This is a genomic window from Enterobacter cloacae complex sp. FDA-CDC-AR_0132 (assembly GCF_003010695.1).
Taxonomy (GTDB): Bacteria; Pseudomonadota; Gammaproteobacteria; order Enterobacterales; family Enterobacteriaceae; genus Enterobacter; species Enterobacter ludwigii.
Genome location: NZ_CP027618.1, coordinates 4,499,176 through 4,524,169, shown reverse-complemented (window position 1 = coordinate 4,524,169; position 24,994 = coordinate 4,499,176). Strand labels below are relative to the sequence as shown.

General features: G+C 56.1%; 22 protein-coding genes. 11 read left to right on the top strand and 11 right to left on the bottom strand.

Annotated features, from left to right (window positions below; all coding sequences use genetic code 11):
• The first annotated feature begins 39 nt into the window (after positions 1-39).
• Together AM379_RS21940 and AM379_RS21935 are read left to right on the top strand one after the other, a co-directional pair.
• Positions 40-699 carry a fumarylacetoacetate hydrolase family protein gene (locus AM379_RS21940; protein ID WP_032678414.1) on the top strand — a complete coding sequence of 220 codons (660 nt, stop codon included), beginning with the start codon at positions 40-42 and terminating at the stop codon, positions 697-699.
• 93 nt (positions 700-792) lie between these two features.
• The gene (locus AM379_RS21935; RefSeq protein WP_020883436.1) at positions 793-1,236 is read left to right on the top strand and encodes a YcgN family cysteine cluster protein; all 444 of its coding nucleotides are present in this window, start codon (positions 793-795) and stop codon (positions 1,234-1,236) included.
• A 27-nt stretch (positions 1,237-1,263) separates the two neighbouring features.
• Here AM379_RS21935 and dsbB read toward each other — a convergent pair whose 3' ends face one another.
• Positions 1,264-1,794 (bottom strand): disulfide bond formation protein DsbB, encoded by a 531-nt coding sequence (gene dsbB, locus AM379_RS21930; protein ID WP_020883437.1) that lies wholly within the window; start codon positions 1,792-1,794, stop codon positions 1,264-1,266.
• Positions 1,795-1,937: 143 nt separating this feature from the next.
• Entirely contained in the window at positions 1,938-3,476 is a 1,539-nt protein-coding gene (gene nhaB, locus AM379_RS21925; protein WP_106504244.1) for a Na(+)/H(+) antiporter NhaB, read from the bottom strand.
• A 201-nt stretch (positions 3,477-3,677) separates the two neighbouring features.
• Here nhaB and fadR point away from each other — a divergent pair, with 201 nt between their 5' ends.
• Positions 3,678-4,397, top strand: a complete 720-nt coding sequence (fadR, locus tag AM379_RS21920; protein WP_020883439.1) for a fatty acid metabolism transcriptional regulator FadR — start codon at positions 3,678-3,680, stop codon at positions 4,395-4,397.
• Between the two features lie 67 nt (positions 4,398-4,464).
• Here the strand turns inward: fadR and AM379_RS21915 are convergent, their stop codons facing one another.
• Positions 4,465-5,997: a SpoVR family protein gene (locus tag AM379_RS21915; RefSeq protein ID WP_020883440.1), complete on the bottom strand. Its 1,533-nt coding sequence runs from the start codon at positions 5,995-5,997 to the stop codon at positions 4,465-4,467.
• Between the two features lie 321 nt (positions 5,998-6,318).
• On the opposite strand from AM379_RS21915, the gene AM379_RS21910 reads away from it, so the two are divergent.
• Positions 6,319-7,617 (top strand): D-amino acid dehydrogenase, encoded by a 1,299-nt coding sequence (locus AM379_RS21910; protein WP_020883441.1) that lies wholly within the window; start codon positions 6,319-6,321, stop codon positions 7,615-7,617.
• A gap of 9 nt (positions 7,618-7,626) precedes the next feature.
• On the top strand, positions 7,627-8,697 hold the full coding sequence (dadX, locus tag AM379_RS21905; protein WP_025203876.1) for a catabolic alanine racemase DadX: 1,071 nt from the start codon (positions 7,627-7,629) through the stop codon (positions 8,695-8,697).
• Between the two features lie 61 nt (positions 8,698-8,758).
• On the opposite strand, the gene AM379_RS21900 is transcribed toward dadX, so the two are convergent.
• Complete coding sequence (locus tag AM379_RS21900) at positions 8,759-10,492, bottom strand: potassium/proton antiporter (protein ID WP_014170573.1); 1,734 nt, start codon at positions 10,490-10,492, stop codon at positions 8,759-8,761.
• Positions 10,493-10,588: 96 nt separating this feature from the next.
• A complete protein-coding gene (gene ldcA, locus AM379_RS21895; RefSeq protein ID WP_014170572.1) occupies positions 10,589-11,503 on the bottom strand; it encodes a muramoyltetrapeptide carboxypeptidase in 915 nt (304 codons plus the stop codon).
• Between the two features lie 107 nt (positions 11,504-11,610).
• Between ldcA and emtA the strand changes: the two genes are divergently transcribed.
• A complete protein-coding gene (emtA, locus tag AM379_RS21890) occupies positions 11,611-12,222 on the top strand; it encodes a membrane-bound lytic murein transglycosylase EmtA (RefSeq protein ID WP_014170571.1) in 612 nt (203 codons plus the stop codon).
• A gap of 37 nt (positions 12,223-12,259) precedes the next feature.
• Here emtA and ycgR read toward each other — a convergent pair whose 3' ends face one another.
• Complete coding sequence (gene ycgR / locus AM379_RS21885; protein WP_020883443.1) at positions 12,260-12,991, bottom strand: flagellar brake protein YcgR; 732 nt, start codon at positions 12,989-12,991, stop codon at positions 12,260-12,262.
• A 207-nt stretch (positions 12,992-13,198) separates the two neighbouring features.
• Between ycgR and AM379_RS21880 the strand changes: the two genes are divergently transcribed.
• Both AM379_RS21880 and AM379_RS21875 read left to right on the top strand, forming a co-directional pair.
• A complete protein-coding gene (locus AM379_RS21880) occupies positions 13,199-13,453 on the top strand; it encodes a GlsB/YeaQ/YmgE family stress response membrane protein (RefSeq protein WP_010432765.1) in 255 nt (84 codons plus the stop codon).
• A 111-nt stretch (positions 13,454-13,564) separates the two neighbouring features.
• Entirely contained in the window at positions 13,565-15,667 is a 2,103-nt protein-coding gene (locus AM379_RS21875; protein WP_106504242.1) for a TonB-dependent siderophore receptor, read from the top strand.
• 72 nt (positions 15,668-15,739) lie between these two features.
• On the opposite strand, the gene AM379_RS21870 is transcribed toward AM379_RS21875, so the two are convergent.
• Together AM379_RS21870 and AM379_RS21865 are read right to left on the bottom strand one after the other, a co-directional pair.
• A complete protein-coding gene (locus AM379_RS21870) occupies positions 15,740-17,425 on the bottom strand; it encodes an alpha,alpha-trehalase (RefSeq protein ID WP_059305789.1) in 1,686 nt (561 codons plus the stop codon).
• Between the two features lie 362 nt (positions 17,426-17,787).
• Positions 17,788-18,744 carry an AraC family transcriptional regulator gene (locus AM379_RS21865; RefSeq protein WP_063156550.1) on the bottom strand — a complete coding sequence of 319 codons (957 nt, stop codon included), beginning with the start codon at positions 18,742-18,744 and terminating at the stop codon, positions 17,788-17,790.
• A 115-nt stretch (positions 18,745-18,859) separates the two neighbouring features.
• Between AM379_RS21865 and AM379_RS21860 the strand changes: the two genes are divergently transcribed.
• Positions 18,860-20,047, top strand: coding sequence for an MFS transporter (locus AM379_RS21860; RefSeq protein WP_106504240.1), 1,188 nt, complete (start codon positions 18,860-18,862; stop codon positions 20,045-20,047).
• 70 nt (positions 20,048-20,117) lie between these two features.
• Here AM379_RS21860 and gap read toward each other — a convergent pair whose 3' ends face one another.
• Positions 20,118-21,128 (bottom strand): type I glyceraldehyde-3-phosphate dehydrogenase, encoded by a 1,011-nt coding sequence (gene gap / locus AM379_RS21855; protein WP_040017756.1) that lies wholly within the window; start codon positions 21,126-21,128, stop codon positions 20,118-20,120.
• Positions 21,129-21,206: 78 nt separating this feature from the next.
• A complete protein-coding gene (locus tag AM379_RS21850) occupies positions 21,207-22,187 on the bottom strand; it encodes a GlxA family transcriptional regulator (RefSeq protein WP_014170563.1) in 981 nt (326 codons plus the stop codon).
• Positions 22,188-22,352: 165 nt separating this feature from the next.
• Here AM379_RS21850 and AM379_RS21845 point away from each other — a divergent pair, with 165 nt between their 5' ends.
• Together AM379_RS21845 and AM379_RS21840 are read left to right on the top strand one after the other, a co-directional pair.
• Complete coding sequence (locus AM379_RS21845; protein WP_106504238.1) at positions 22,353-23,324, top strand: fatty acid desaturase; 972 nt, start codon at positions 22,353-22,355, stop codon at positions 23,322-23,324.
• On the top strand, positions 23,317-24,069 hold the full coding sequence (locus AM379_RS21840) for a phosphate/phosphite/phosphonate ABC transporter substrate-binding protein (RefSeq protein ID WP_106504236.1): 753 nt from the start codon (positions 23,317-23,319) through the stop codon (positions 24,067-24,069). The genes AM379_RS21845 and AM379_RS21840 overlap by 8 nt, the downstream gene beginning before the upstream one ends.
• Positions 24,070-24,086: 17 nt before the next feature.
• Here the strand turns inward: AM379_RS21840 and AM379_RS21835 are convergent, their stop codons facing one another.
• Positions 24,087-24,989: a LysR family transcriptional regulator gene (locus AM379_RS21835; RefSeq protein WP_020883452.1), complete on the bottom strand. Its 903-nt coding sequence runs from the start codon at positions 24,987-24,989 to the stop codon at positions 24,087-24,089.
• Between the last annotated feature and the right edge of the window lie 5 nt (positions 24,990-24,994).

Genomic DNA, 24,994 nt, shown 5'->3' with positions numbered 1-24,994 from the left:
GTTTTCGGGGTTAACACATCAACCGTTTAGGGGTCGTACATGTATCAACATCATAACTGGCAAGGTGCATTACTGGATTATCCCGTCAGCAAAGTGGTCTGCGTAGGCAGTAACTATGCCAAACATATTCAGGAGATGGGCAGCGCGACGCCAGACGAGCCGGTCCTGTTCATCAAGCCAGAAACCGCGCTGTGCGACATTCGCCAGCCGCTGGCGCTGCCGCAGGGGTTGGGGTCGGTGCATCATGAAGTGGAGCTGGCCGTGCTGATTGGCGCGACGCTGCGTCAGGCCTCCGAAGAGCATGTGCAAAAGGCGATTGCCGGATACGGTGTCGCGCTCGACCTGACCCTGCGTGATGTTCAGGGCAAAATGAAGAAAGCGGGGCAGCCGTGGGAAAAGGCCAAAGGGTTTGATAACGCTTGCCCGATCTCCGGTTTTATTCCGGTAAGTGAATTTACCGACGATCCGCAGAACACCGCGCTTAGCCTGAAGGTTAACGGCGAGATCCGCCAGCAGGGCACCACGGCAGATATGATCCATAAAATTGTGCCGCTGATTGCCTACATGAGCCGCTTCTTTACCCTGAAACCGGGCGATGTGATCCTTACCGGTACGCCAGATGGTGTCGGCCCGCTGCAGGCCGGTGACGAACTGGACGTCAGTTTTAACGGCCTGTCACTGAAAACTCGCGTGCTGTAAAAGCATCTTGCCGCCTGAAGAGGGCGGCAAAACTTGCAACAACGTGCCAGACTCGTTATAAGGTGCGCTCTCTTTTGACGTGTGGACATCCTGATGAACAACATTCCTTTCTGGCAAAGCAAAACTCTCGACCAAATGACAGACGTGGAGTGGGAATCGTTGTGTGACGGTTGCGGGCAGTGCTGCCTGCATAAACTGATGGATGAAGATTCGGACGAAATCTATTTCACCAACGTTGCCTGCAAGCAGCTGAACATCAAAACCTGCCAGTGTCGCAACTATGAGCGTCGCTTCGAGTACGAGCCGGATTGCATCAAGCTAACCCGTGAGAACCTGCCCACCTTCGAATGGCTGCCGCATACCTGCGCCTATCGTCTGCTGGCGGAAGGCAAAGACCTGCCAAAATGGCACCCGCTGCTGACGGGCTCCAAAGCGGCGATGCACGGTGAACGCATCTCTGTGCGTCATATTGCGGTGAAAGAGTCAGAGGTGCAGGACTGGGAAGATCACATCATGAATCATCCCAACCGTGGATAAGAAAAAACCCGCCGAGGCGGGTTTTTTTTACCTGCCAAACAGGTCGCGTTTCTTGGGTTTGAACGGTTGTGCGATGAGCACCAGCAGCGCCACAATGAAGTAGGCCACAAAAATCCCCACCAGCCACTGCGGCATCTCAAGGCTCAGGAATTCCCACTGGCGCACAGAGCAGTCACCGGAAGCAACAAACACCTGCGGCAGCCATTTATCAAGCGGCAGCCAGCTCGGGAAGCGGGCGGCGAAATCACAGGTCATAAAAGGTGACGGATGCAGTTGCATCATGGTGTGCTGCCAGGAGAGCTCAATACCTTTCCAGGCGCTGTACAGCCAGATGGCAATTGCGGCATAGCGTAACGGCGATTTAGGGGCAATCGCACCCACCAGACCCGCACCCATAATGCCGAACAATGCACAGCGTTCGTAAATACAGAGTACGCAAGGCTGAAGTCCCATCACATGCTGGAACCACAGCGCGACCATTTCCAGCGCAAAGGCGGTCAGGGCCATTAACAACCACGCTCCGCGACCGCGAGAGCACTGGTTTAAAAATCTCAACATAATCATTTCCCTGGAACATGCTTAGAAAGCGCAGTGTAAACGAATTCGTTTTTCGCGCCACCTGTACCTGACGAAATAAAACGTAATTGGATGTTTATCGTGCGAAAAGGTAAACGGGCAGCAAGCTGCCCGATATATCAGGTTTACTGCGCGGCAAGTATACCCGCTTGTATCAACCATTGCGTACAGGGAATAAGGGTAATTTTGACGCAAAGCAATCCTACAAGCGTGAGCACCAGCGTATAGGGAAGCGCCATCCAGACCATTCGCCCATAAGAAAGACGTATGAGTGGAGCCAGCGCAGAGGTCAGCAGGAACAGGAACGCCGCCTGACCGTTGGGCGTCGCCACCGACGGCAGGTTGGTCCCGGTGTTAATTGCCACCGCCAGCAGTTCGAACTGTCCGGCGCTGATGACGCCTTGCTCCATGGCCGTTTTGGCCTCGTTGATGTAGACCGTGCCAACAAACACGTTATCCGAGATAGACGACAGCAGCCCGTTAAACAGATAAAACAGCGAAAGCTGAGCATCCGGTGCCGCCTGCAAGACAAAGGTAATGATCGGCGCGAAAAGCTTCTGGTCGATGATCACCGCGACGATCGCAAAAAAGACGGCCAGCAGGGCGGTAAAGGGCAGGGCTTCCGTAAAGGCTTTGCCGATCGCATGCTCATCCGTCACGCCGGTAAAACTGGTGGCGAGAATAATCACCGACAGGCCAATTAAACCGACTTCGGCAAGATGAAACGCCAGCGCGGCGATAAGCCAGACGCCAATGACGCCCTGTGCAATAAGACGCAGCGTCTCCTGACGCGTCCGCTGGCTACGGCTTTGCTGGTCGAATTTCTGCAGCTCCTGACGCACGGGCGCCGGAATATGCGCACCATAGCCAAAGAGGCTGAATTTCTCCACGACTACACAGGTCGCCAGACCGCACACCAGAACCGGTATGCTCACCGGTGCCATTCGCAGGAAGAAATCACCGAAATGCCAGCCCGCAGCTTTAGCAATAATCAGGTTTTGCGGTTCACCCACCATCGTCATCACGCCGCCCAGGGCGGTCCCGACGCCGGCATGCATCATCAGGCTGCGCAGGAAGGCGCGGAACTGTTCCAGCACCTCGCGGTGGTCATTATCGACCTGGCTGTCATCAAGCAGGTCATCGCCGGGACGTGAAGAGGCCACCCGGTGATAAATACCATAAAACCCGACCGCGACGCTTATCACCACGGCGACCACCGTCAGCGCATCCAGGAAGGCTGAAAGAAATGCTGCAGCCACGCAGAAAGCCAGCGACAAAAGCGTTTTTGAAGGAATGCTCAGCAGCAGGCGGGTAAAAATAAACAGCAGCAGCTGTTTCATCAAGTAGATGCCGGCCACCATAAACATCAGCAGCAGAAGCACTTCAAGGTTTGAGGCCAGTTCTGCTTTTACATGCTCGGCGCTGGTCATCCCAATGACAACCGCTTCAATGGCCAGCAAACCGCCAGGCAGCAGGGGATAGCACTTCAGCGCCATGGCCAGGGTGAAGATAAACTCCGCGACCAGCAGCCACCCGGCAATAAACGGGTGCACAATAAAGATGAGAGGATTAACAACCAGGAACACCAGAAGTATCAGCTTGTACCAGTCGGGAGACTGGCCTAAAAAATTGCGCCACAACGCGCGCCCAAAAGAAATTTCCACGACAGACGTTCTTCCCCGTGAAGTAAAACAAAACATCAGTATACGCAAAAATCACGGCCTGGAGGGGGATTCGGCTGCAATGTAAATTTCATAAAAATGAAACGGCGATCCCTCTTTTCTCTCACTGCTGCGCTATCTGCCTCTGCGAGCCTCTGGTATGATGAGTGCAATTTGCTAAAGCTGTGTAATGGAAATCTCACTATGGTCATTAAGGCGCAGAGCCCGGCGGGTTTCGCGGAAGAGTACATCATTGAAAGCATCTGGAATAATCGTTTCCCTGCAGGGTCCATTCTTCCGGCTGAACGCGAACTCTCTGAACTGATTGGCGTCACTCGCACCACGCTTCGGGAAGTGCTCCAGCGACTGGCGCGTGATGGGTGGTTGACGATTCAGCATGGCAAGCCAACAAAAGTAAACAATTTCTGGGAAACCTCCGGGCTGAATATTCTTGAAACGCTGGCGCGCCTCGATCATGAAAGCGTGCCGCAACTGATTGATAATCTGCTCTCCGTGCGTACCAATATCGCCACCATCTTTATTCGTACGTCTTTCCGTCAGCACCCGGAAGATGCGCTCCAGGTTCTGGCCAGTGCCAACCAGGTGGAAGATCATGCGGATGCGTTTGCCACCCTTGATTACAACATCTTCCGCGGCCTGGCGTTTGCCTCCGGTAACCCGATTTACGGCCTCATCCTTAACGGCATGAAAGGGCTCTATACCCGTATCGGTCGTCACTACTTTGCCAATCCGGAAGCCCGCAGTCTGGCGCTGGGCTTTTACCACAAGCTGAGCGAGCTCTGTTCCACCGGTCAGCACGATCAGGTGTATGAAACCGTGCGCCGCTACGGTCGCGACTCCGGTGAAATCTGGCACCGGATGCAAAAAACGCTGCCGGGTGACCTGGCCATCCAGACCCGCTAAAAGAAAAAACCTCTCAGCTGAGAGGTTTTTTTTCGCCCTGACGCGGGCGTTTCGGTTCAGGCAGGCACTACAGCGTATTCATCCGCGTCGGGCAGCGCTCCAGCAGCTCCACGCTACCGTCTTCATTCTGCTGCTCCAGCAGCACGTCAAAGCCCCACAGGCGATGCACATGCTTCAGCACCTCTTTGCGCCCTTTATCCAGCGGGGCACGGTTGTGCGGGATGTAGCGCAGCGTCAGAGAGCGGTCACCGCGGAGATCCACGTTCCATACCTGAATATTGGGTTCAAGATTGCTCAGGTTGTACTGGGAAGAGAGGCGAGAGCGGATCTCCCGGTAACCCTCTTCGTTATGAATCGCTGAAATTTCCAGGAAGTTGTTACGGTCATCATCCAGCACGGTGAAGAAGCGGAAATCGCGCATGATCTTCGGCGACATAAACTGGCTAATAAAGCTCTCATCCTTGAAATCGCGCATCGCAAAATGCAGCGTTTCCAGCCAGTCCGAACCGGCAATATCAGGGAACCAGTATTTGTCCTCTTCCGTTGGCGACTGACAGATACGTTTGATGTCCTGGAACATCGCAAAGCCGAGGGCATACGGGTTAATGCCGCTGTACCACGGGCTGTTGTAAGGCGGCTGGAACACCACGTTGGTATGGCTGTGGAGGAATTCCATCATAAACCGCTCGGTGACTTTCCCCTCGTCATACAGATGGTTGAGGATGGTGTAATGCCAGAATGTCGCCCAGCCTTCGTTCATCACCTGCGTCTGTTTTTGCGGATAGAAGTACTGGCTGACCTTACGCACAATGCGCAGGATCTCACGCTGCCATGACTCCAGCAGCGGCGCGTTCTTCTCCATAAAGTAGAGCAGGTTTTCCTGTGGCTCAGACGGGTAGCGGCGCGCCTCAGCGACAGCTTTCTCTTCTTCACGCTTAGGCAGGGTGCGCCACAGCATATTCACCTGGCTTTGCAGATACTCCTCGCGGCTTTTCTGCCGGGCTTTCTCCTCCTGCAGGGAAATTTTCTGCGGCCGTTTGTAGCGGTCTACGCCGTAGTTCATCAGCGCATGGCAGGAGTCGAGCAGTTTCTCCACTTCATCGACGCCGTAGCGCTCTTCGCAGTCGGTAATGTATTTACGGGCGAAGATCAGGTAATCGACGATCGAACTGGCGTCCGTCCAGCTGCGGAAAAGATAGTTATTCTTGAAGAAAGAGTTGTGCCCGTAGCAGGCATGCGCCATCACCAGCGCCTGCATGGTAATGGTGTTCTCTTCCATCAGGTAAGCGATACACGGGTTGGAGTTGATGACGATTTCATACGCCAGCCCCTGCTGGCCGTGTTTATACAGCCGTTCCGTTTCAATAAATTTTTTACCAAACGACCAGTGCGGATAATTGATCGGCATCCCGACGCTGGAATAGGCATCCATCATCTGTTCGGAGGTTATGACTTCAATCTGGTGAGGATAGGTATCCAGGCGATAGAGTTTTGCTACCCGGTCGATTTCAGCGAGGTAGACATCCAGCAACTCAAAGGTCCAGTCGGGTCCATCGCTGAGACGTGTGTTGTCCTTGTTCAGGGAATCAATAGTAGCCATTAGCGCGCCCTCGTTGTGGGTGCTCTCTCTGTCTGGAGAGCCTCCTTTCAAGCATAGATCAACGTGTTAAAAAGCGTGCTGGAGCAGAAATTTTTTCTTTACGATTTCCCGTTTTCAATACGGTAAAAAAAGCGGTTCATGCAGAGTTTTATGCTGGTTAAAAATAACGCGCAGCAGGAGATCCCAAATAAGTCCTTTCCCCGCCAGTAGGGGAAGATGTGAGATAAGTCACCATAAAAAAGTCGTATGTTGAATAATATTTTCAACTAGGTTATCAATCTGTAATTAGAAGATTGTTCTTTTGCACATTATGGAGTGGCTATGCGTGTTGTCATACTGGGAAGTGGTGTGGTTGGCGTAACCAGCGCCTGGTATTTAAGTCAGGCGGGGCATGACGTAACCGTTATCGATCGTGAGCCAGGCCCTGCGCTGGAAACCAGCGCGGCGAATGCCGGGCAAATCTCTCCGGGCTATGCGGCACCGTGGGCGGCTCCCGGCGTGCCACTGAAGGCGATTAAATGGATGTTCCAGCGCCATGCGCCGCTGGCCATTAGCCTCGACGGCACGCAGTTCCAGCTTAAGTGGATGTGGCAGATGCTGCGCAACTGCGACACCCGCCATTACATGGAAAACAAAGGGCGTATGGTGCGTCTGGCGGAATACAGCCGTGACTGCCTGAAAACCTTGCGCGCCACCACCGGCATTGAGTACGAAGGCCGTCAGGGCGGTACGCTGCAGCTGTTCCGCACGGCGCAACAGTACGAAAACGCCACCCGCGATATCGCCGTGCTGGAAGATGCCGGTGTTCCGTATCAACTCCTCGAGGCCAGCCAGCTGGGACAGGTTGAGCCGGCGCTGGCGGAGGTGTCCCACAAACTGACGGGCGGCCTGCGTTTACCCAACGATGAAACCGGCGACTGTCAGCTCTTTACCCAGCGTCTGGCGCAGATGTGCGAGCAGGCAGGGGTAACATTCCGCTTTAACACGCCCGTCGATAAATTGCTGTCGGAAGGCGGTAATATTTACGGCGTGAAGTGCGGCGAAGAGGTGATCAAAGCGGATGCCTACGTCATGGCCTTTGGCTCTTACTCTACCGCCATGCTGAAGGGCATTCTGGACATTCCGGTCTATCCGCTGAAGGGGTACTCCCTGACCATCCCGGTGAAAGAGGACAGCGGTGCACCCGTCTCCACCATTCTGGATGAAACCTATAAAATCGCCATTACCCGTTTCGACAACCGTATCCGCGTAGGCGGCATGGCGGAGATTGTCGGCTTCAACACCGAGCTGCTGCAGCCGCGTCGTGAAACGCTGGAGATGGTCGTGGGCGATCTCTTCCCGCGCGGCGGTTTTGTCGAGCAGGCCACGTTCTGGACCGGTCTGCGTCCAATGACGCCAGACGGCACGCCGATTGTGGGCCGCACTCCGTTCAAAAACCTGTGGACGAATACCGGACACGGCACCCTCGGCTGGACAATGGCCTGTGGCTCAGGTCAGCTGTTGAGCGACTTGATTTCCGGGCGCACCCCGGCAATTCCGTTTGACGATTTAAGTGCCGCGCGCTATCAATCTGGGTTCACCCCCTCGCGTCCACAGCACCTGCACGGCGCGCATAACTAAGGAGTTGTCATGTCCCGTCCTGTTCTGGCTCAGCTGGACTTGCAGGCCCTGAAGGATAACCTGCAGATTGTTCGCCGTGCTGCGCCAGGTTCACGCGTCTGGTCGGTGGTGAAAGCGAACGCCTACGGCCACGGTATTGACCGCATCTGGAGCGCGCTCAGCGCGACCGACGGTTTTGCGTTACTGAATCTGGAAGAGGCCATTCTGCTGCGCGAGCGTGGCTGGAAAGGCCCTATCTTATTGCTGGAAGGGTTCTTCCATGCCGACGATCTGCCGTTGCTGGATAAGTACCGGCTGACCACCAGTATTCACAGCAACTGGCAGGTTAAAGCCCTGCAGGACGCCAGACTGCATGCTCCGCTCGACATTTATCTCAAGGTGAACAGCGGCATGAACCGCCTGGGCTTCCAGCCCGAGCGGGTACATACGGTATGGCAACAGCTGCGCGGCATCAAGAATGTGGGCGAAATGACGCTGATGGCGCACTTTGCCGACGCGGAAAAACCCGATGGCATCGCCGAGGCGATGGTGCGGATTGAGCAGGCGGCTGAAGGTCTGGCGTGTTCGCGCTCGCTCTCTAACTCGGCGGCCACGCTGTGGCACCCGGAGGCGCACTACAGCTGGGTACGCCCGGGGATCATTCTGTACGGCGCGTCACCGTCAGGGCAGTGGCAGGATATTGCTAACAGCGGCCTGAAACCGGTGATGACCCTGCGCAGCGAAATCATCGGCGTACAAACGCTGAAGGCCGGTTCCACGGTGGGCTACGGCAGCCGTTACCGGGCGACAGGCGAACAGCGAATTGGCATTGTGGCGGGAGGCTATGCCGACGGCTACCCGCGTATCGCTCCGACCGGCACGCCAGTGTGGGTGGATGGCGTTCGCACGGGTACCGTGGGGACGGTCTCAATGGATATGCTGGCGGTAGACCTCACGCCGTGCCCGCAGGCGGGGATTGGTTCACCGGTTGAGCTGTGGGGAAATGAAATTAAAATTGACGATGTGGCCGCTGCTGCAGGGACCGTTGGCTATGAGCTGATGTGCGCTCTGGCGCCGCGCGTACCGGTTGTGACGGTGTAACTATGCGATGTGCCGGGGGGGCGATAACGCCTTCCCCGGCCAGTAAGACATGTTACCTAAACTACTCTGACTCTTCTTCCATCGGCCTTACGCCGACTTTGCGTACCGCGTTATCTTCTTTCTCGGCCACCGTCCAGATCATCCCGGCAAACTCGACCTGGTCACCAACAACGGGTGCTGCGCCAAGCAGTTGCTGGATAATTTCCCCCAGCGTTTGCTGCTTATCGCGATACTCCAGCCCTTCATCCAGACCGTAAATCAAGGCAACATCTGCAAATTTGGCGCTCGCTTCCAGAATAAAATCGCCGAAGAAACGCTGATCCAGCGCCACCGGTGGCGACTGGCTGAACAATTTACCCAGCGCGGGCAGGTCGCGCTCGCGGCCAATCACGCACAAAATATCCCCTTCACGCAGACGGGTGCTGCCGGTAGGGTGAAGCAGAACATTGTCGCGGAACAACGCGGCAATCCGCGTTTCGGCGGGCATATGCAGATCGCGCAGCGACGCGCCCACGCACCATTTGTCTTCGCTAAGCTGGTACACAAACTGTTCCCACGGATTTTCCGGATGAATATCCAACCCGACGCGGGAGACGGGCCAGCCAACGGGGGGGATCACCACTTTTGCCTTTTTCGCCGCCCAGCCGAGTGACGTGCCCTGGAACAGGAGTGAAATCAAAACAACGAAGAATGCGACGTTGAAGAACAGTCGGGCGTTATCGAGACCCGCCATCATCGGGAACACGGCAAGGATAATCGGCACCGCGCCGCGCAGACCCACCCAACTGATAAAGATACGCTCGCGCAGGTTAAAGCCGCGAAACGGCAGCAGGCCTGCAAACACCGACAGTGGACGGGCGAAGAAGATCATCCACGCCGACAGCATCAGCGCCGGTACGGCGATAGGCAGCAGGTCTGAAGGGGTAACCAGCAGGCCAAGCACCAGGAACATGCCAATCTGCGCCAGCCAGGCCAGTCCGTCGAAGTTCTGCAAAATGGCGTGACGGTTGCGAATAGGGCGGTTACCCATCAGGAAGCCGCAGAGGTAGACGGCAAGAATGCCGCTGCCATCCAGCGCGGTGGTGACGGCAAAAATCAGAATGCCCCCGCTCAGCGCCAGCAGAGGGTAAAGCCCGGCGGGAAGTGAAATCCGGTTGATCATCTGCTGCAGCAGATAGCCGCCGCCGAGGCCAAGAATAATCCCCAGACCAAACTGCTGCAGGATATGCCAGGCAAACATCCAGCTCAGCCCGCTTTCGTGCTGCTGGATCATCTCAATCAGCGTGATGGTGAGAAACACCGCCATGGGATCGTTACTGCCGGATTCAATCTCAAGCGTGGAGCCAACACGTTCGTTAAGCCCTTTACCGCCAAGCAGGGAAAAGACCGCCGCCGCATCGGTTGAACCGACAATAGCGCCAATCAGCAAGCCTTCCATGATATTGAGATGGAACAGCCAGGCGGCCATCATCCCGGTCAGGCCTGATGTGATTAATACGCCTACGGTCGCGAGCGACAGCGCCGGCCCTAAGGCGACGCGGAACGAGCTCGCCTGAGTGCGCATCCCGCCGTCCAGCAGGATCACTGCCAGCGCGAGGTTACTCACCATGTAGGCGAAAGGGTAGTTATCGAAAGGAATACCGCCGATGCCATCGATGCCAGCCAGCATGCCGATAGCAAGGAAAATAACGAGAATAGGTATGCCGAGACGCGATGAAAATGAACTTAATAATATACTACAGGTTACAAGCACAGAACCCAGAATGAAAAGGCTGATTATCGCTGCGGCATCCAATGTTGTCTTACTCCCACCTCAATGTTAACGCTGTTACTAAAACCCTAACATATTAACCACGGCAACAGCGTTTTATTAAGGGGTTTAACGGCTTTTTTATGCCTTTATGACCGGATGACCGCTTATTGTTAACCGACTGCCTGAATCATCATGTATCAGGGACGCATGTGCCCCCAGCGCAAGGGTTACGGTTTGTTGCTCATGGCCAAAATCCAGACCGGTGATAACCGGGATATCGAGACGGGAACGGATGAAATCAACCATCGTTTCAAGGGAGTAACCGGCGTCGTAATCATTGGGTGCCGCACCGCTAAAACTGCCCAGCACGATTGCTGACTGACGTTCAAGGATCCCGGCATGATAAAGCTGCAATAACATGCGCTCGACGCGGAACGGATGTTCGTTAATATCTTCCAGCACCAGAATGCCGTCTTCGATGTCCGGCAGCCACGGCGTACCGATGAGCGAGACCAGCATTGCCAGGTTACCGCCCCAGAGTTGGCCTTCACAGGCCCAGTGCGGCCCCTGGCCTTGCCACGTTATGCTGTAGGTTGGGTTTCGCAGGGCGCGCCAGAAATGCTCAAGGGTAAATGCATCGAGCGCCGGCGCACCAAAATTTCCGGCCAGCATCGGGCCGCTGAAGGTAATGACGTTATGCAGCGCCAGCAGCCCAAGCTGGATGACCGTGAAGTCGCTGTGGCCGCATATCAGCAGCGGGTCCTGCTGTTGACGCTGTGCCAGACCTTGCCAGTCAATGCTCTCCAGTAACCGGCTCGCGCCATAGCCCCCCCGCACCGCAAGCACGATCCGATCCTCACCCTTCAGGTTCACCAGGCTGTTGATATCATTCAGTCTCTGGGCCTCGGTTCCGGCAAAACGCTGCTGGCGGCGAGGGATAATCGTCTGATTTTCTACCTGGTGGCCGAAGCCCAGTAAGCGCTGAACGCCCCGTTGTGCCGCGTCCTGATTGATGCAGTAGCCCGACGGTGCGATAAGATGAAACTGAGACATGGCAATTCCTTGCTGAATGAGAAACTAATTGTCTATATCATGCCGCTTATACGCTGCCCGCTTCAAGGGGCGGCGCACTGCGATGACCGGCTATAAGGATAGATGACGTGAAATTGAGATGGTTTGCTTTTTTGATTGTGTTGCTTGCGGGCTGTAGTTCCAGACATGACTATCAAAATCCGCCCTGGAACCCGGAAGTGCCGGTGAAACGGGCCATGCAGTGGATGCCGATCAGCGAGCAAGCCGGGAAGGCATGGGGCGTCAGTCCGCGTCTTATCACCGCAATCATTGCCGTTGAATCCGGCGGTAATCCCACGCTTGTCAGCAAATCAAACGCAGTGGGGCTGATGCAGCTTAAAGCGTCTACCGCAGGTAAAGAGGTCTACCGCTACATGGGCTGGAGCGGTCAGCCGTCGACCAGCGAGCTGAAGAACCCGGAGCGTAATATCTCCATGGGGACAGCCTATCTCAGCATTCTGGAGCATGGCGTACTGAAGGGCATCGACGACCCGGAAGTGATGCAATACGCGCTGGTGGTCTCTTACGTCAACGGCGCCGGGGCGCTGTTGCGAACCTTCTCCTCTGACCGTAAAGAGGCGATAGAAGAGATTAACGGCATGGACAAAGATGAATTCGTTGAACATGTGGCGAAAAATCATCCGGCACCACAGGCTCCGCGTTACATCTGGAAAGTACAGAAAGCGATGGATGCCATGTAATGCCGCAGGCGGGCGGCGGTCACGCTGCCCGTTTTCCTCACAGAACTTTATTCGCACGTTCCCGTGCTTCGCGCTCCAGTGCAAAGATAATGCGCTGCAGTTCGCGCTCTGAACCGGGTCCAACGTTCAGGAAGCGGAAACTCAAACGTGGCGTGGTAATCGTTTCGTTTTTGCTGTCCACCACCTTCCGCTCGCTGATGGCAATCAACTGGGCATCAAAATAAAACCGTCCCCAGCCGGCCATATCCAGTTCAATTTGCGAGAATCGCATGCCTTCGACCAGTCCGTCAGGTTTCGGCGTATCCATCAGCGCGCCCATACCGCCCAGCGACAGGTCGAAGAGGCGGAAGCGGAGCTCTTTTTTGTCCGGCATTTTAGCCTTACAAAAATAGGCAGGGTGAAGGGGGGCGCTGATGCGGAAATATTCCCGGCGCTGCACAAACCACAGGTTGGCAGGCAGCGGTGTGACAAACGCGGGAAGACCCTGGTATTCGCTCATCTCAAGGCGCGGGAGCACAAATTCCACTTTTGCACCGTGGGTCTCTGCCATCACCGCGAGTTTCTCTGCTTTCAGTGCGGCGCGGTTTTCATACTCCTGACTGCCCAGATCGATAACCAGTCGCTCCTGCGAGACGTCGAGGATCTTGCTGATGAACTGATTGTTTGACCAGCTGATGCGCAGCGGCACTTCACCTTTTTGCAGGTCACGCAATACCCCTAATACAGCCAGCGGATTTTGCTTGAGGAACTGCTCACTGTAATTACTCACGCCGGATGGCTCCTTGATAGATGACAGACTGTCTTTGCGTTATCGGCACTGCACAATGAAACTTAATACAAACCGATGAGTTTTTTTTCAGATTGCAGAGAAGATAAGTCGGTGAGATGAAATTAGTTTTCCAGGGATGACCTATACTTAAGTTACCTGCGCAGAAGGTTTTCTGCGCATGCATTAAACCTGCAAGAGGGCATCGCTATGGGTATTATCGCCTGGATTATCTTTGGTCTAATTGCTGGCGCTATCGCTAAACTTATCATGCCGGGAAATGATGGCGGCGGCTTCATACTGACGTGTGTGCTCGGTGTCGTGGGGGCGGTTGTAGGCGGCTGGCTGGCGACGATGTTTGGCTTTGGTGGCAGCATCAGCGGTTTTGACCTGCACAGTTTCCTGGTGGCTGTCGTGGGTGCCATTGTGGTGCTGGGCATTTTCAGGTTACTGCGACGGGCATAACTTCACTAAAACGGCTCTCAAGGAGGGCCGTTTTTTTACGTGCATATTGATTTGCTAATCGAAATGATAATAATTGTCGTTCCTGATTACATTTAATCACAAGACGACTTTATGAACCCCTCTCGTTTCACGTTATGCGCGTTGGCAGGAGCCGTGACGCTGGCATTGCAGGTACAGGCGTTTGCCGAAGAATCAACCATCGTAGTCACGGGCTCAGAGCAGGGCAGCATGCTGCCCGGCTGGACGAACAGCGCAACCAAATCAGCCGTTGCCGAGAGTAAAACCCCGCAGGTGATCAATACCCTGTCGGCACAGGAAATCGATAAACGTCACGCGAACTCCGTGAATGAGATCCTGCGCTATGCACCGGGTGTGTCGACCGAGGTGCGCGGAAACACCTCCTACATGAGTGAATATAAAATTCGCGGATTTACCGTCGATCAGGAGTTCTACAACGGGCTGCAGTTACCCTATAACGTCACCGGCAATACCAAAGCCCGCATCGATCCGCTGTTGGTTGAAAGCGTTGATATTCTCAAAGGTCCTTCATCGGTACTGTACGGCGGTGCCTCGCCGGGTGGGCTGGTGAATATTCAGAGTAAAAAACCGCAACAAGCCGCACGGACCGAACTGGGTTTTAACACCGGCAACCGCAACCTGAAAGAGGGGTATCTGGATTCGACCGGGCAAATTGCCGATAGCGACTGGAACTACCGTCTGCTGGGGAAAGCGACGGAGAGTGACGATCAGCCGCACACCTCCCGGTATGAAAACTACCTGGTTGCGCCGTCTGTCACCTGGCAACCGGACAACAAAACGCGCCTCACCCTTGATGCGCTGGCGCAAAACTCCCCAAGCCTGACGCCGTCTAATCCGCTGCCGCTCGCCTGGCTGCGTTCGAAATATGCGGGCAAGCGGGATTATGCCGGCGACGAATGGAGCGGGTTTAAACAGCGCCAGTGGATGCTGGGTTACAGCTTTGAACATGAATTTGACAGCGGCTGGGGCTTTAACCAGAAGGCACGCTATTTTGACATCGATACCCACCAGCGCAGTATTTATGCAACCGGGCCGGGCAGTGAAGTCAATCAGCTTAACCGCTTTGCCTACACCACGGATGAAGATCTCCGGAGCTTCAACATTGATAATCAGGTGACCAAAACCGTTGCGCTGGGTGAGTGGAAACACCATCTGCTGGCTGGGTTTGACTACCAGAAGTTGAATTCCCACTTCCACTACCGCTATGCCTCGACAACACCGGGGATTGATATGCGCAATCCGGACTATTCACAGGTCCATGAGGATGCGCTGGGGCTGTATACCGCGCAGAAAAACCGTCTGAGCTATCAGCAGAATGGGTATTACCTGCAGGATCAGGTGGAGTTTGGCGGCTTAAATCTGTTGGGCAGCCTGCGCTATGATGATTATCGCTCCGTCACCACCGATTATCTGCATAACGGCGACAAGACGTGGGTATCGCAGGATCGCGTTACCAAACGACTGGGCGCGCTCTACGCCTTCGACAACGGTCTCTCTCCGTTTATCAGCTATTCAGAAGGGTTTGCCCCGGTCTCGCCGCAGGGAACCCTGACGGCGAAAGAGGTCAAGCCGACCACCAGCAAGCAGGTGGAGGGCGGGGTGAAATATCTGCTGGCAGAATACGCCACCACCTTTACCGCCTCGGTGTTTACTATTCGCCAGAAGAATGTCGTCACCTCCGATCCCGGCTTCCTGAACTATCGTCAGACCGGCGAAGTGGAGTCTAAAGGGGCGGAGTTGTCTGTGATTAGCCGTCCGACAGACAATCTCAACCTGATTGCCAACTACGCATACACCCACGCCATCAATACGCAGGACGATAAGTATCAGGGCAAACGCCCTACGCAGGTGCCGGAAAATGCATTCAACCTGTGGGGGGATTACACCTTTGAGAATACGCCACTGAAAGGATTGATGCTGGGGGCCGGGGCGCGCTACACCGGGCCGATGGAGATTTCACCGGCGAACGACGCGGGTAAACTCGGTGGCACCACGCAGTACGATCTGGCGGCATCCTATCGGATGGGCGAAATTCTGCCTTCGCTTGAAGGGCTGACCCTGAAAGCGAGCGCGCAGAACATCACCAATAAAGAGACGTTGACCTGTTACGATGCGACCAACTGCTGGATTGGACGTGACCGAACCTATCAGTTAGGCGCGAGCTACAGCTTCTGATGCCCTGTTAAACCCCGTAAGACGGCCCATTCACCCTCTCCTGGCGGGAGAGGGTGAGGGAATGAGGCCGCTTTATTGCGCCGTACTTTTCGCCGGTGCGACAGCATCGTTTGCTGCCGGCTGATTCTCCGGCACGCTGTCGCACGGTTTCTCTTTCGGACAGACCAGATCCAGCATTTTCAGCGTCACGCCGTTGCTCCAGCCGAAGCCATCCTGCAGCGGATATTCACCGCCACCGCCCCCTGTACCGGTACTCGAAACGTCATACTTCTCTACCAGCTTCTGTTCGCGGTCATAGGTATGCTGAACATTTTTCAGGAAGCGCCAGGTCACATCCATTGCCACCTTATCCTGCCCGTAATTCTGCAACCCTTCCGTCGCCACCCATTGCAGCGGTGCCCAGCCGTTAGGTGCATCCCATTGCTGGCCGCTGTTGATGGTGGTGGTGGAAATGCCGCCCGGTTTGAGCAGGCGTGACGATGCCGCTGCAGCGACCTTATCAGCGCGATCCTGCGAAGCCGCCTTCACATAGAGTGGATAAAGTGCGGCTGCCGTAAGCTGATTACGCACCTTTTTACTCTTAAGATCGTAATCCGCGTACCAGCCCTCTTTATCATTCCACAGATGGCTCTCGATCGCTTTCTGACGCGCGGTCGCCAGCGCGTCATACTTGCTGGCAGCGGAGGTATCGCCGGATGCCTGGCTTGCCCTGGCCAGCAATTTTTCCATCTTAAACATCAGGGCGTTAAGATCGACAGGCACAATGCTGGTGGTGCGGATCGTGCCCAGTTTTTGCGGATCGTCCATCCAGCGGGAGCTAAAGTCCCAGCCCGAGGCGGCCGCTGAGCGTAAATCGCGGTAGATCTCCGTGGCCGGTCGGTTAGGATTGCTTTTAGCGGTGGTCATATCATCGAGCCAGGATTCAGGACGCGGCGTATCGCGGTCATCCCAGTAGCGGTTGAGCACTGAGCCATCGTCCAGCTTCACCACACGTTTGTTAGCTTGTCCGGCCTGCAGCGTATCGGCCCCCTCCATCCAGTAGGCGTACTCTTTCTCCATTTGCGGACGGTATTTTTTCAGCGCATCGCTGTCATGGGTCGCCAGCAACTCGACCATCAGCGCGAAGAACGGAGGCTGGGAGCGGCTCAGGTAGTAGCTGCGGTTGCCGTTCGGGATATGTCCCCAGCTGTCCAGCTCGTAAGCGAAGTTGTCCACCATATCGCTGATTTTGTCCCAGTGGCCACTCTCAGCCAGCCCTAACATGGTGAAATAACTGTCCCAGTAGTAGACCTCGCGAAAACGTCCACCAGGCACGACATAGGGTTTAGGCAGCGGCAGAAGGGAATCCCACTTATTACTCGCTTTATCGGTGGTGCGGGTCAGTACGGGCCAGAGGTCATCAATGTGCGCGCGTAAACTTTGCCCGGCAGGCGGGACGTATTTTTCACCCTCCGCTGGCAGCGTAAAGTTCATTTCCACAAAGTGCTTCAGATCGAAGCCAGACTGGGTGCGCTGCATACGATAATCCGCCAGAATCATCAGCGGATCGCTTTTCGGCACGGCGTCAGCAAAGGTCTTTTGATCGGGAAACAGTTTGGCACTTTGCACATCATTAAAGAGAGGACCAAGTAAAATATCGGGGGAGCTTGTCTGGGTGGTAAGTTGTTCTTCCGCATAACCCCATGTTGTCACACCGAGTAACGCGCCGCCCAAAGCCAGGTGCAAAAGAGCAGGGCGTAGTGTACGAGGTCTTATCATCGGTTCATCTCCTGTATTCGCTGAGCAGCGTTGCCGCTGTTATCAATCACCTGAAAACCTTAGACGAATATTGGCCGCTTCGCGTGTCGAATATCCCATTTTGCGCATAACCAGACAATTTACCGTCTGGTTATGCGCCGGAAGGGATTGGGAGAATTTGCTATCTCGATGAAAGATAATTCTTTTTTATGATAAATAATTATATTGCTTTTAATTTAATCAATGGGCGCAAATCATGGCGCGATAATAATATGCGCGGAATGCTCTTTTATTCCGTAATAGCGCAAGGTGCTCCCTTAGCACGCCCCATAATTAAATCGCGAAAGGCGACTGGCAAAAAATAAGCAGCGCTAACGCCTGGCTCAGACCTCTTCCGGGGTCTGGCTGGTCTCGCGCAATGTGCCCGGCGCATGCCCAATAATGCGCTTAAATGCCCGACTGAACGCGGCCAGTGAACCGTACCCCAGACGCAACGCGACGGTTTCAATGGGCTGATTTTCGTGGCGGATGTACTGAATGGCCAGCCGCATCCTCAGTTCGCTGAGATATTTTGCCGGTGTGGTTCCCGTGGCCGCCAGAAAACGTTCAGCAAACACGGAGCGGGAAGTGCCCGCTTCTTTCGCCAGATCCGCCACGCTCCAGTTCAGGCCTGGCTGCTGATGCATGGCGTAAATGGCCCGGCTCAAACGCGGGTCGCGCAATACCTGCACCCAGCCGGTAGCTTTGCCGCAGCCTCCTTCAACCCAGCCACGCACGATCAACGCGGCCACCACGTCGGCAAGTCGCGCGAGGATCCCGGCAAAACCGGCCTGGCGGGTCATTGATTCCCGCTCCATCGCTGCCAACAGCGGATGAATTTCCGGCCATGTGGACATCAGCCGGCTCACCATCATCACTTCCGGCATCGCCTTGATCAGCGGCTGCATCCCGCCCAGTTCAAAATCCATGCATCCACTGAAAATGATGGTGTTCTCGCTTTCCGGACACGGCTCACAGGTGATCGCGCAGACCGAACCGCAGATAGGCTCGCTGGGGAATGCACTGACCGGGGTAATGCTGGCGTGCTCGTCAGAGAGCAGGGCATGGGCGTTGCCGTTCGGGATAAAAAGGGCGTCACCGCCATTCAGCGTGAAGGTGGCGCCACTCTCCATACGCAAAAGGGCGCTGCCGTGGCTGACAAAATGGAACTGGGCTTTGCCGGGCGCCTGGTGAAACGCCACGCCAAACGGCGCGCTGGCCTCAATCCGACGGTATTTCACGCCCGACAGGCGCATGCCCCGCAAAAGTTCGCTGATCAAATCGGGTGACTGAGCGGTCATGACGCAACTCCGGACGAATAATCAATAAGTGGAGATTATATGTCATAGATCGTCCAGGGTGAACCCACTATGCTTTTGCGACAGTTGTCACATTTTTATAACGGGAGAACAACAGATGAATTCATGTGTCGTGGCGAGAGAGGCGGTCACGCCTGCAAAACCCGCCTGGCGAGCCGTCTACTCACTGGGGCTTGGCGTATTCGGCCTGATCACAGCAGAATTCCTGCCCGCCAGTTTGCTGACGCCGATGGCCGCGAGCCTGGGGGTGTCCGAGGGGATGGCCGGACAGGCGGTGACGGCCACTGCGCTGGTGGCGCTGGTCACCGGGTTGCTCATCACGCCGGCCACCAAAAATATCGACCGTCGCTGGGTATTGATGTTCTTCTCGGTGCTGCAGATCATCTCCAGCCTGCTGGTGGCTTTTGCGCCCACGCTGCACGTCCTGCTGATGGGCCGGCTGTTGCTGGGTGTGGCGATCGGGGGATTCTGGGCGATGTCGACCGCCACGGCGATGCGCCTGGTGCCCGCCGATAAAGTGCCGAAGGCGCTGGCGGTGATCTTCTCCAGCGTCTCGATTGCGACGGTGGTGGCGGCGCCGCTGGGAAGCTATCTGGGTAGCCTGATTGGCTGGCGTAACGTCTTTATTCTCTGCATTCTGCCGAGCATGCTGGCGCTGCTGTGGCAGCTCTGGGTACTGCCGTCCATGAAGCCAGAAAGCAGCGGCAGCCTGAGTACGCTGTTCCGCGTGCTGCGTCGTCCGGGGATGATTGGCGGCATGCTGGCGACCATTCTTATCTTCAGCGGCCACTTTGCCTTCTTTACCTACCTGCGTCCGTTCCTTGAAACGGTGGGGCAGGCGAGCGTGGAGAGCATCTCGCTGATCCTGCTGGGCTTTGGGATTGCCAACTTCATCGGCACCTCCGTCGCCGGGCATCTGCTGGCGCGTAACCTGCGCCTGACGCTGGCACTGGTACCGTTCGTGATGGGCGTGCTTGCTCTCACCATGGTGGCGTTTGGTCATCTGGCGATGCTGGACGGGTTACTGGTCGCGCTGTGGGGCTTTGCGTTTGGTCTGGTACCGGTGGGCTGGTCAACGTGGCTTGCCACCACCGTGCCGGATGAAGCCGAAAGTGCGGGTGGTCTGCTGGTGGCCTCTATCCAGCTGGCGATAAGCGCCGGTGCGGCAGTGGGTGGTGCTGTATTCGACCTCAACGGTGCCAGCGGCGTCTTCGCGGGCAGCGGTTTCCTGCTGGTGACGGCCATGGTAATTGTGTTTATGGGCGTGAAAGTCAAAGCAGAGTGACGAACGCGTGCCCGGTCAGCGAAAGGCTACCGGGCAGCGATACCCACTCAGAGTGGGAACGGGGGGAAGGTTACAACCCTTTCTTATCCATCAGCACCGCCAGATCCACCAGACGGTTTGAGAATCCCCATTCGTTGTCATACCACGCCAGGATCTTCACCATTTTGCCGCCAATCACGAGGGTGGAGAGCCCGTCGATAATTGACGAGCGCGGGTCGCCCTGATAATCACTGGAAACCAGCGGTTCATCGCTGTAACCCAGAATGCCTTTCAGGGGGCCACTGGCAGCGGCTTTCCGGAAGGCGTCATTCACCTCCTCGGCGGTAACGTCACGGCTCAGGGTTACCGTCAAATCCACAATCGACACCACCGGAACCGGCACGCGCAGGGAATACCCGGTCAGTTTACCGTCAAGTGAGGGGATCACTTTCCCCAGCGCTTTCGCCGCACCGCTGGAGTAAGGCACAATCGACAGCGCTGCCGCACGTGCACCGCGCAGATCCTTCTCTGGCTGATCGTGCAGTGCCTGACTGTTGGTATAAGCGTGCGTGGTATTCATCAGGCCATGCTCAATACCGAACTGCTGATGCAAAACCTGAGCGGCGGGGGCCAGACCATTGGTCGTACAACTGCCGTTACTCACTACGTAATGCTGAGCCGGATCGTACTGTTCATGGTTGACGCCCATGACCACCGTCAGGTCATCGTTTTTGCCGGGGGCAGAGATGATGACGCGCTTAGCCCCACCGTGCGTGATATGCACGGCTGCTTTTTCCCGCTCCGTAAAGAAGCCTGTGGCTTCTATAACCACGTCAACGCCGGCGTCACGCCACGCGATATTCGCCGGATCGCGTTCGCTAAAGACGACGATCCGCTGGCCATCGACCTGCAGCGCACCGTCCGCGGCTTCAACGGGAGCCGGCAGCGTGCCGAGAAGGGAATCATGTTTGAGCAGATGGGCGAGGGTTTTGCTGTCCGTCAGATCGTTAATTGCCACAATCTGCACATCCGGGTTACCCAGCGCCGCGCGCAGGAAATTACGTCCGATACGGCCGAAACCGTTAATGCCGACCTTAACCATAGTGCACTCCTTATCTCTGTTGTCTGGCGTCACTGTAGGCGTCAGGCCGGATGGCGTAAACGACAAAAAAGGATCACATTATGCCATTTTGCGACAGTGGAAGCGCTGACGATACTCGCCAGGCGTGAGGTGGAGTTGTTTCTCAAAGACGCGACGCAAATTGATGCTGCTGCCAAACCCGCTCTGCTCAGCAATGCGTTCGAGAGGGTCGCTGGTCTGTTCAAGCAGTTGCCGGGCGGCGGCAAGGCGTGCTTCGGTGACATAACGCGCCGGAGAGGCGCCCGTTTCACGGGTGAACACGCGGGTGAAATTGCGTGGGCTCATCGCCGCTTTTTGCGCCAGATTTTCCACGCACAGGTCAGCGGTCAGGTTCTCCAGGATCCAGGTTTGCAGGTCGCTTATCGGGCCGGAGGTGCCGGGCTGCTGAAGATTATAGCGACTGAACTGCAGCTGCCCGCCGGGGCGGCGCAGATACATCACCATATCCTGCGCCACCTCGCGAGCGAGGGTAAAACCGTAATCGTCTTCCACCAGCGCCAGGGTCAAATCAAACCCGGAGCTAACCCCACCGGAGGTCCAGATGGGACCGTCCTGAATATACAGCGGGCCACCTTCCACGTGGATGGCCGGGTACTGGGTTTGCAGGGTCTCCAGCAGCCGCCAGTGGGTGGTCGCCCGGCGTCCATCAAGCAGGCCAGTCTGGGCCAGCAGCATCGCGCCGCCGCAAATGGAGGCTATCCGCCGCGCGTGTGGCGCAGCCAGGTGCAGCCAGTCCACCACCGCCGTGCTCTCCTGCTCGTTCATTCCGCGGCCGGTGATAATAATCGTATCAAGCGGTTCACGCGGATCCAGCTCCGGCAGGCGATAATCCGCCAGCAGATTCAGGCCGGACTGGCCGTGAATCACCTGGTGAGGCTGGGTGGTGGCGATGATAATGCGGTAACAGGGATGGGCTAGGCCTTCCGGATGCAGCCGGTTCGCCTGCATCAGAATGTCTGCGATACCGGCGGCTTCAAACAGCATGCCGCCGTCAGGGACGATAATCAGGATCTTCTTCATGTCCTGAAAAGTACCTTTATTGCAAAATAAGTCAAGCTGCAAACGAGAGGGATATCTCGCGCTGCCCGCGTTTCTGGCAAAGCAAAGCGATATAAGTTCTTTGTTATTTCAGGCGTTTTCCCCGATCGTCAGGGCATTCTCTCTGGCGAAACGGCGTCTGAAGGCATGGGTAAACGAAGCTCCCTCTATTTACATACGCAACAACGCGATCAAATTCACCACCTCGCCTCGGGGTTTTTGTGGCGAAGCGAACTGCCCACGTGGATCGTTATCATCACCCTTTACAGTGGCTGGTTTGCAACGCTGGCGTACTGGAAAACGCTGGGATTGCTGCCCGCCACGCTGCTGCTCATCGGATTTACCGCCTGGTATATGTCACTCCAGCATGAACTGATCCACGGCCATCCCACGCGCTTTGCCTGGCTTAACGCGCTGTTTGGCACGCTTCCGCTAGCGGTGTGGTATCCGTATGGTCTGTACCGGGACTCTCATCTTGCCCATCATCGCCACGATAGCCTGACGATCCCGGTGGATGACCCGGAGTCGTACTATTTTACCGAGGAGAGCTGGGCGCGCTTTTCGCCCTGGCACAAGCGCGTGATTCATGCACGAAATACCTTCTGCGGCCGGCTGTTGCTGGCACCGCTGCTGGATATCCTGCAGACGCTGGCCAGCGCCGTGACGGCGTTTCGCCATTTTCACCTGCGCGCAATGGCAATGTGGCTCGTCCACGCGTCGCTGCTGGCAGCGCTGTTTGCCTGGATGATGCACAACGGTTTCTCACCCGTCTGGTTTGTGCTGGCGGTAAGTTATCCGGCGCTGGCGTTGACCAAAGTGCGCTCCTTTTATGAACATCGCGCGGCGGATGATCCGCTGGCGCGTTCTGTCATCAACGAAGCAGGGCTGTTCTGGCGGGTGCTGTTTTTAAATCTTAACTACCATTCAGTCCATCACGATTTACCGGGTGTTCCGTGGTATGGGCTAAAAAGCGTCTATCTGCAAAACCGGGCGGCGTACCAGAAGCGTAACCATGGTTTTGTGGTCAGGGGTTATAGTGAATGGATGCGACAGTTTTGGGGGCGGGCGGTCAACGTCACCGCTCACCCAGGGCGTCAACACGAGGGAAGTCATGAGTAACCCGCTGGCGTTTCCGATGTATGCCATCAATCGCGCCGACACGGATGCCCTCTGGCGAGCGGTACAGCACCTGCTTGCCGAACGCGGCGTGCCGGTGAGCGAAGGCGTACCCGATGATTCTCTGCTGGCCCACTGGCAGCAGCCCGGGCTTGTCCTCAGCCAGACCTGCGGCTACCCGCTGATGACGCAATTGCCGGACGTACAGGTCGTGGGCTGTTTTCACTACCAGGCGCCGGGCTGCGAAGCGTTTTATTACCGTAGCCTTCTGGTGACGCGCGCCCAGAGGCGCCCCCTGACACTGGCTGATTTTCGCGGCCGATGGGCGGTATGCAATTCTGCGGATTCGCAGTCCGGTTATCATGCGCTGCGAAAAAAAGTGGCACCTCTTGCACCCGATGGCCATTATTTTGCCCGGACGACCTTTAGCGGCAGCCATCGCCAGTCGCTGATTGATCTAAAAGAGGGTAAGGGCGATATCGCCGCTATCGACTGCGTGACGTACGCGCTATTGCAGCGTCATGAACCGGCGTTGCTCGACGGGCTGGCGGCGATCGACAGTACTCCCCTGACACCCGGGTTACCGCTGATTACCGCGCACAACACATCCCCTGAAACGCTTAACGCTCTCCGTGATGCGCTGAACACGCTGGTGAATGCCCCGCAATACCGGGACGTTTGCAAGGCGGTGCTGATCGGCGGGTTCAGTGTGGTGACGCGTCAGTCTTATTCGGTATTGCTCGACTGACGCGTTATCACATGACCTCACTCAATGCCGTTGTTCTCCGCAAGATAAAGCGCCTGCGCGTCGGTGAAACAGCGCAGTGCCAGTGAGGAGACGGGAGCCTGTCGACGCATGATCAGGCCGATGGGGGCTTCGATGTTCGAGTCGGTTATGGGGGTTATCCGGAAGTGGCTGTTCAGGTTCTCCAGCCCGTTGTTCAGCGGCATCACGGCACAGCACACGCCGCTTTGTACCGCCTGAATGATCTGGAAAGTGGAATCGCTTTCGAAGACAGACTCGGGATTAATGCCGGCAGATTTAAAGCTCACCTCCATATGCTCGCGATAATGCATCCCCTTGGTCAGAAACCCCAGCGGAAATGCCATCAGTTCCTGCCAGGTCAGCGTCTCCTGATCCAGCTGGAAATGGCGGATATCGTGCAGCAATCCCATTTCGGTTTTTGGCAGCTGGATAATGTCAAACGGACGGGTGTCGATGCTGTTCAGGTAGCAAATCCCCAGTTCAAGCTGATTCCGGCTGACGCCGTCGGCAATTTGTTGTGAGGACATTGAGTAGAGGCTGTAGGTCAGCTCCGGGTATTTTTGCGTCAGCTGGCGGATAAAGATCATCGGATCCACGCTGGCCAGCGGCACCATTCCCAGACGCAATTCACCCACCACTTGCCCTTTGCACAGCGAGGCTTCGGCCTGCAGGCCGTCGTGAGCGGCCAGCACCGCGCGCGCCCATGCCAGAATGCGTTCGCCTTCGGGCGTAAAGCCTTCAAAACGTTGCCCGCGAGTAATCAGCACCAGCCCCAGCTCCTCTTCCAGGCTGCGAATACGCATGGAGAGGGTCGGCTGGGTGATGTTGCACTGCGAGGCTGCTTTACCAAAATGCCGGGTCTGATCGAGTGCGATTAAGTACTTTAACTGTTTTATATCCATCGTAT

Bases quoted from the DNA above. Each gene is read 5' to 3' on its own strand.
- AM379_RS21880 (WP_010432765.1), top strand. From the start codon at position 13,199: ATGGGTATTATCGCCTGGATTATCTTTGGTCTAATTGCTGGCGCTATC.
- AM379_RS21870 (WP_059305789.1), bottom strand. From the start codon at position 17,425: ATGATAAGACCTCGTACACTACGCCCTGCTCTTTTGCACCTGGCTTTG.
- AM379_RS21845 (WP_106504238.1), top strand. From the start codon at position 22,353: ATGGGTAAACGAAGCTCCCTCTATTTACATACGCAACAACGCGATCAA.
- AM379_RS21935 (WP_020883436.1), top strand. From the start codon at position 793: ATGAACAACATTCCTTTCTGGCAAAGCAAAACTCTCGACCAAATGACA.
- AM379_RS21940 (WP_032678414.1), top strand. From the start codon at position 40: ATGTATCAACATCATAACTGGCAAGGTGCATTACTGGATTATCCCGTC.
- AM379_RS21910 (WP_020883441.1), top strand. From the start codon at position 6,319: ATGCGTGTTGTCATACTGGGAAGTGGTGTGGTTGGCGTAACCAGCGCC.
- AM379_RS21860 (WP_106504240.1), top strand. From the start codon at position 18,860: ATGAATTCATGTGTCGTGGCGAGAGAGGCGGTCACGCCTGCAAAACCC.
- ldcA (WP_014170572.1), bottom strand. From the start codon at position 11,503: ATGTCTCAGTTTCATCTTATCGCACCGTCGGGCTACTGCATCAATCAG.
- AM379_RS21915 (WP_020883440.1), bottom strand. From the start codon at position 5,997: ATGGCTACTATTGATTCCCTGAACAAGGACAACACACGTCTCAGCGAT.
- fadR (WP_020883439.1), top strand. From the start codon at position 3,678: ATGGTCATTAAGGCGCAGAGCCCGGCGGGTTTCGCGGAAGAGTACATC.
- AM379_RS21835 (WP_020883452.1), bottom strand. From the start codon at position 24,989: ATGGATATAAAACAGTTAAAGTACTTAATCGCACTCGATCAGACCCGG.
- AM379_RS21875 (WP_106504242.1), top strand. From the start codon at position 13,565: ATGAACCCCTCTCGTTTCACGTTATGCGCGTTGGCAGGAGCCGTGACG.
- dadX (WP_025203876.1), top strand. From the start codon at position 7,627: ATGTCCCGTCCTGTTCTGGCTCAGCTGGACTTGCAGGCCCTGAAGGAT.
- gap (WP_040017756.1), bottom strand. From the start codon at position 21,128: ATGGTTAAGGTCGGCATTAACGGTTTCGGCCGTATCGGACGTAATTTC.
- AM379_RS21865 (WP_063156550.1), bottom strand. From the start codon at position 18,744: ATGACCGCTCAGTCACCCGATTTGATCAGCGAACTTTTGCGGGGCATG.
- dsbB (WP_020883437.1), bottom strand. From the start codon at position 1,794: ATGTTGAGATTTTTAAACCAGTGCTCTCGCGGTCGCGGAGCGTGGTTG.
- AM379_RS21850 (WP_014170563.1), bottom strand. From the start codon at position 22,187: ATGAAGAAGATCCTGATTATCGTCCCTGACGGCGGCATGCTGTTTGAA.
- AM379_RS21840 (WP_106504236.1), top strand. From the start codon at position 23,317: ATGAGTAACCCGCTGGCGTTTCCGATGTATGCCATCAATCGCGCCGAC.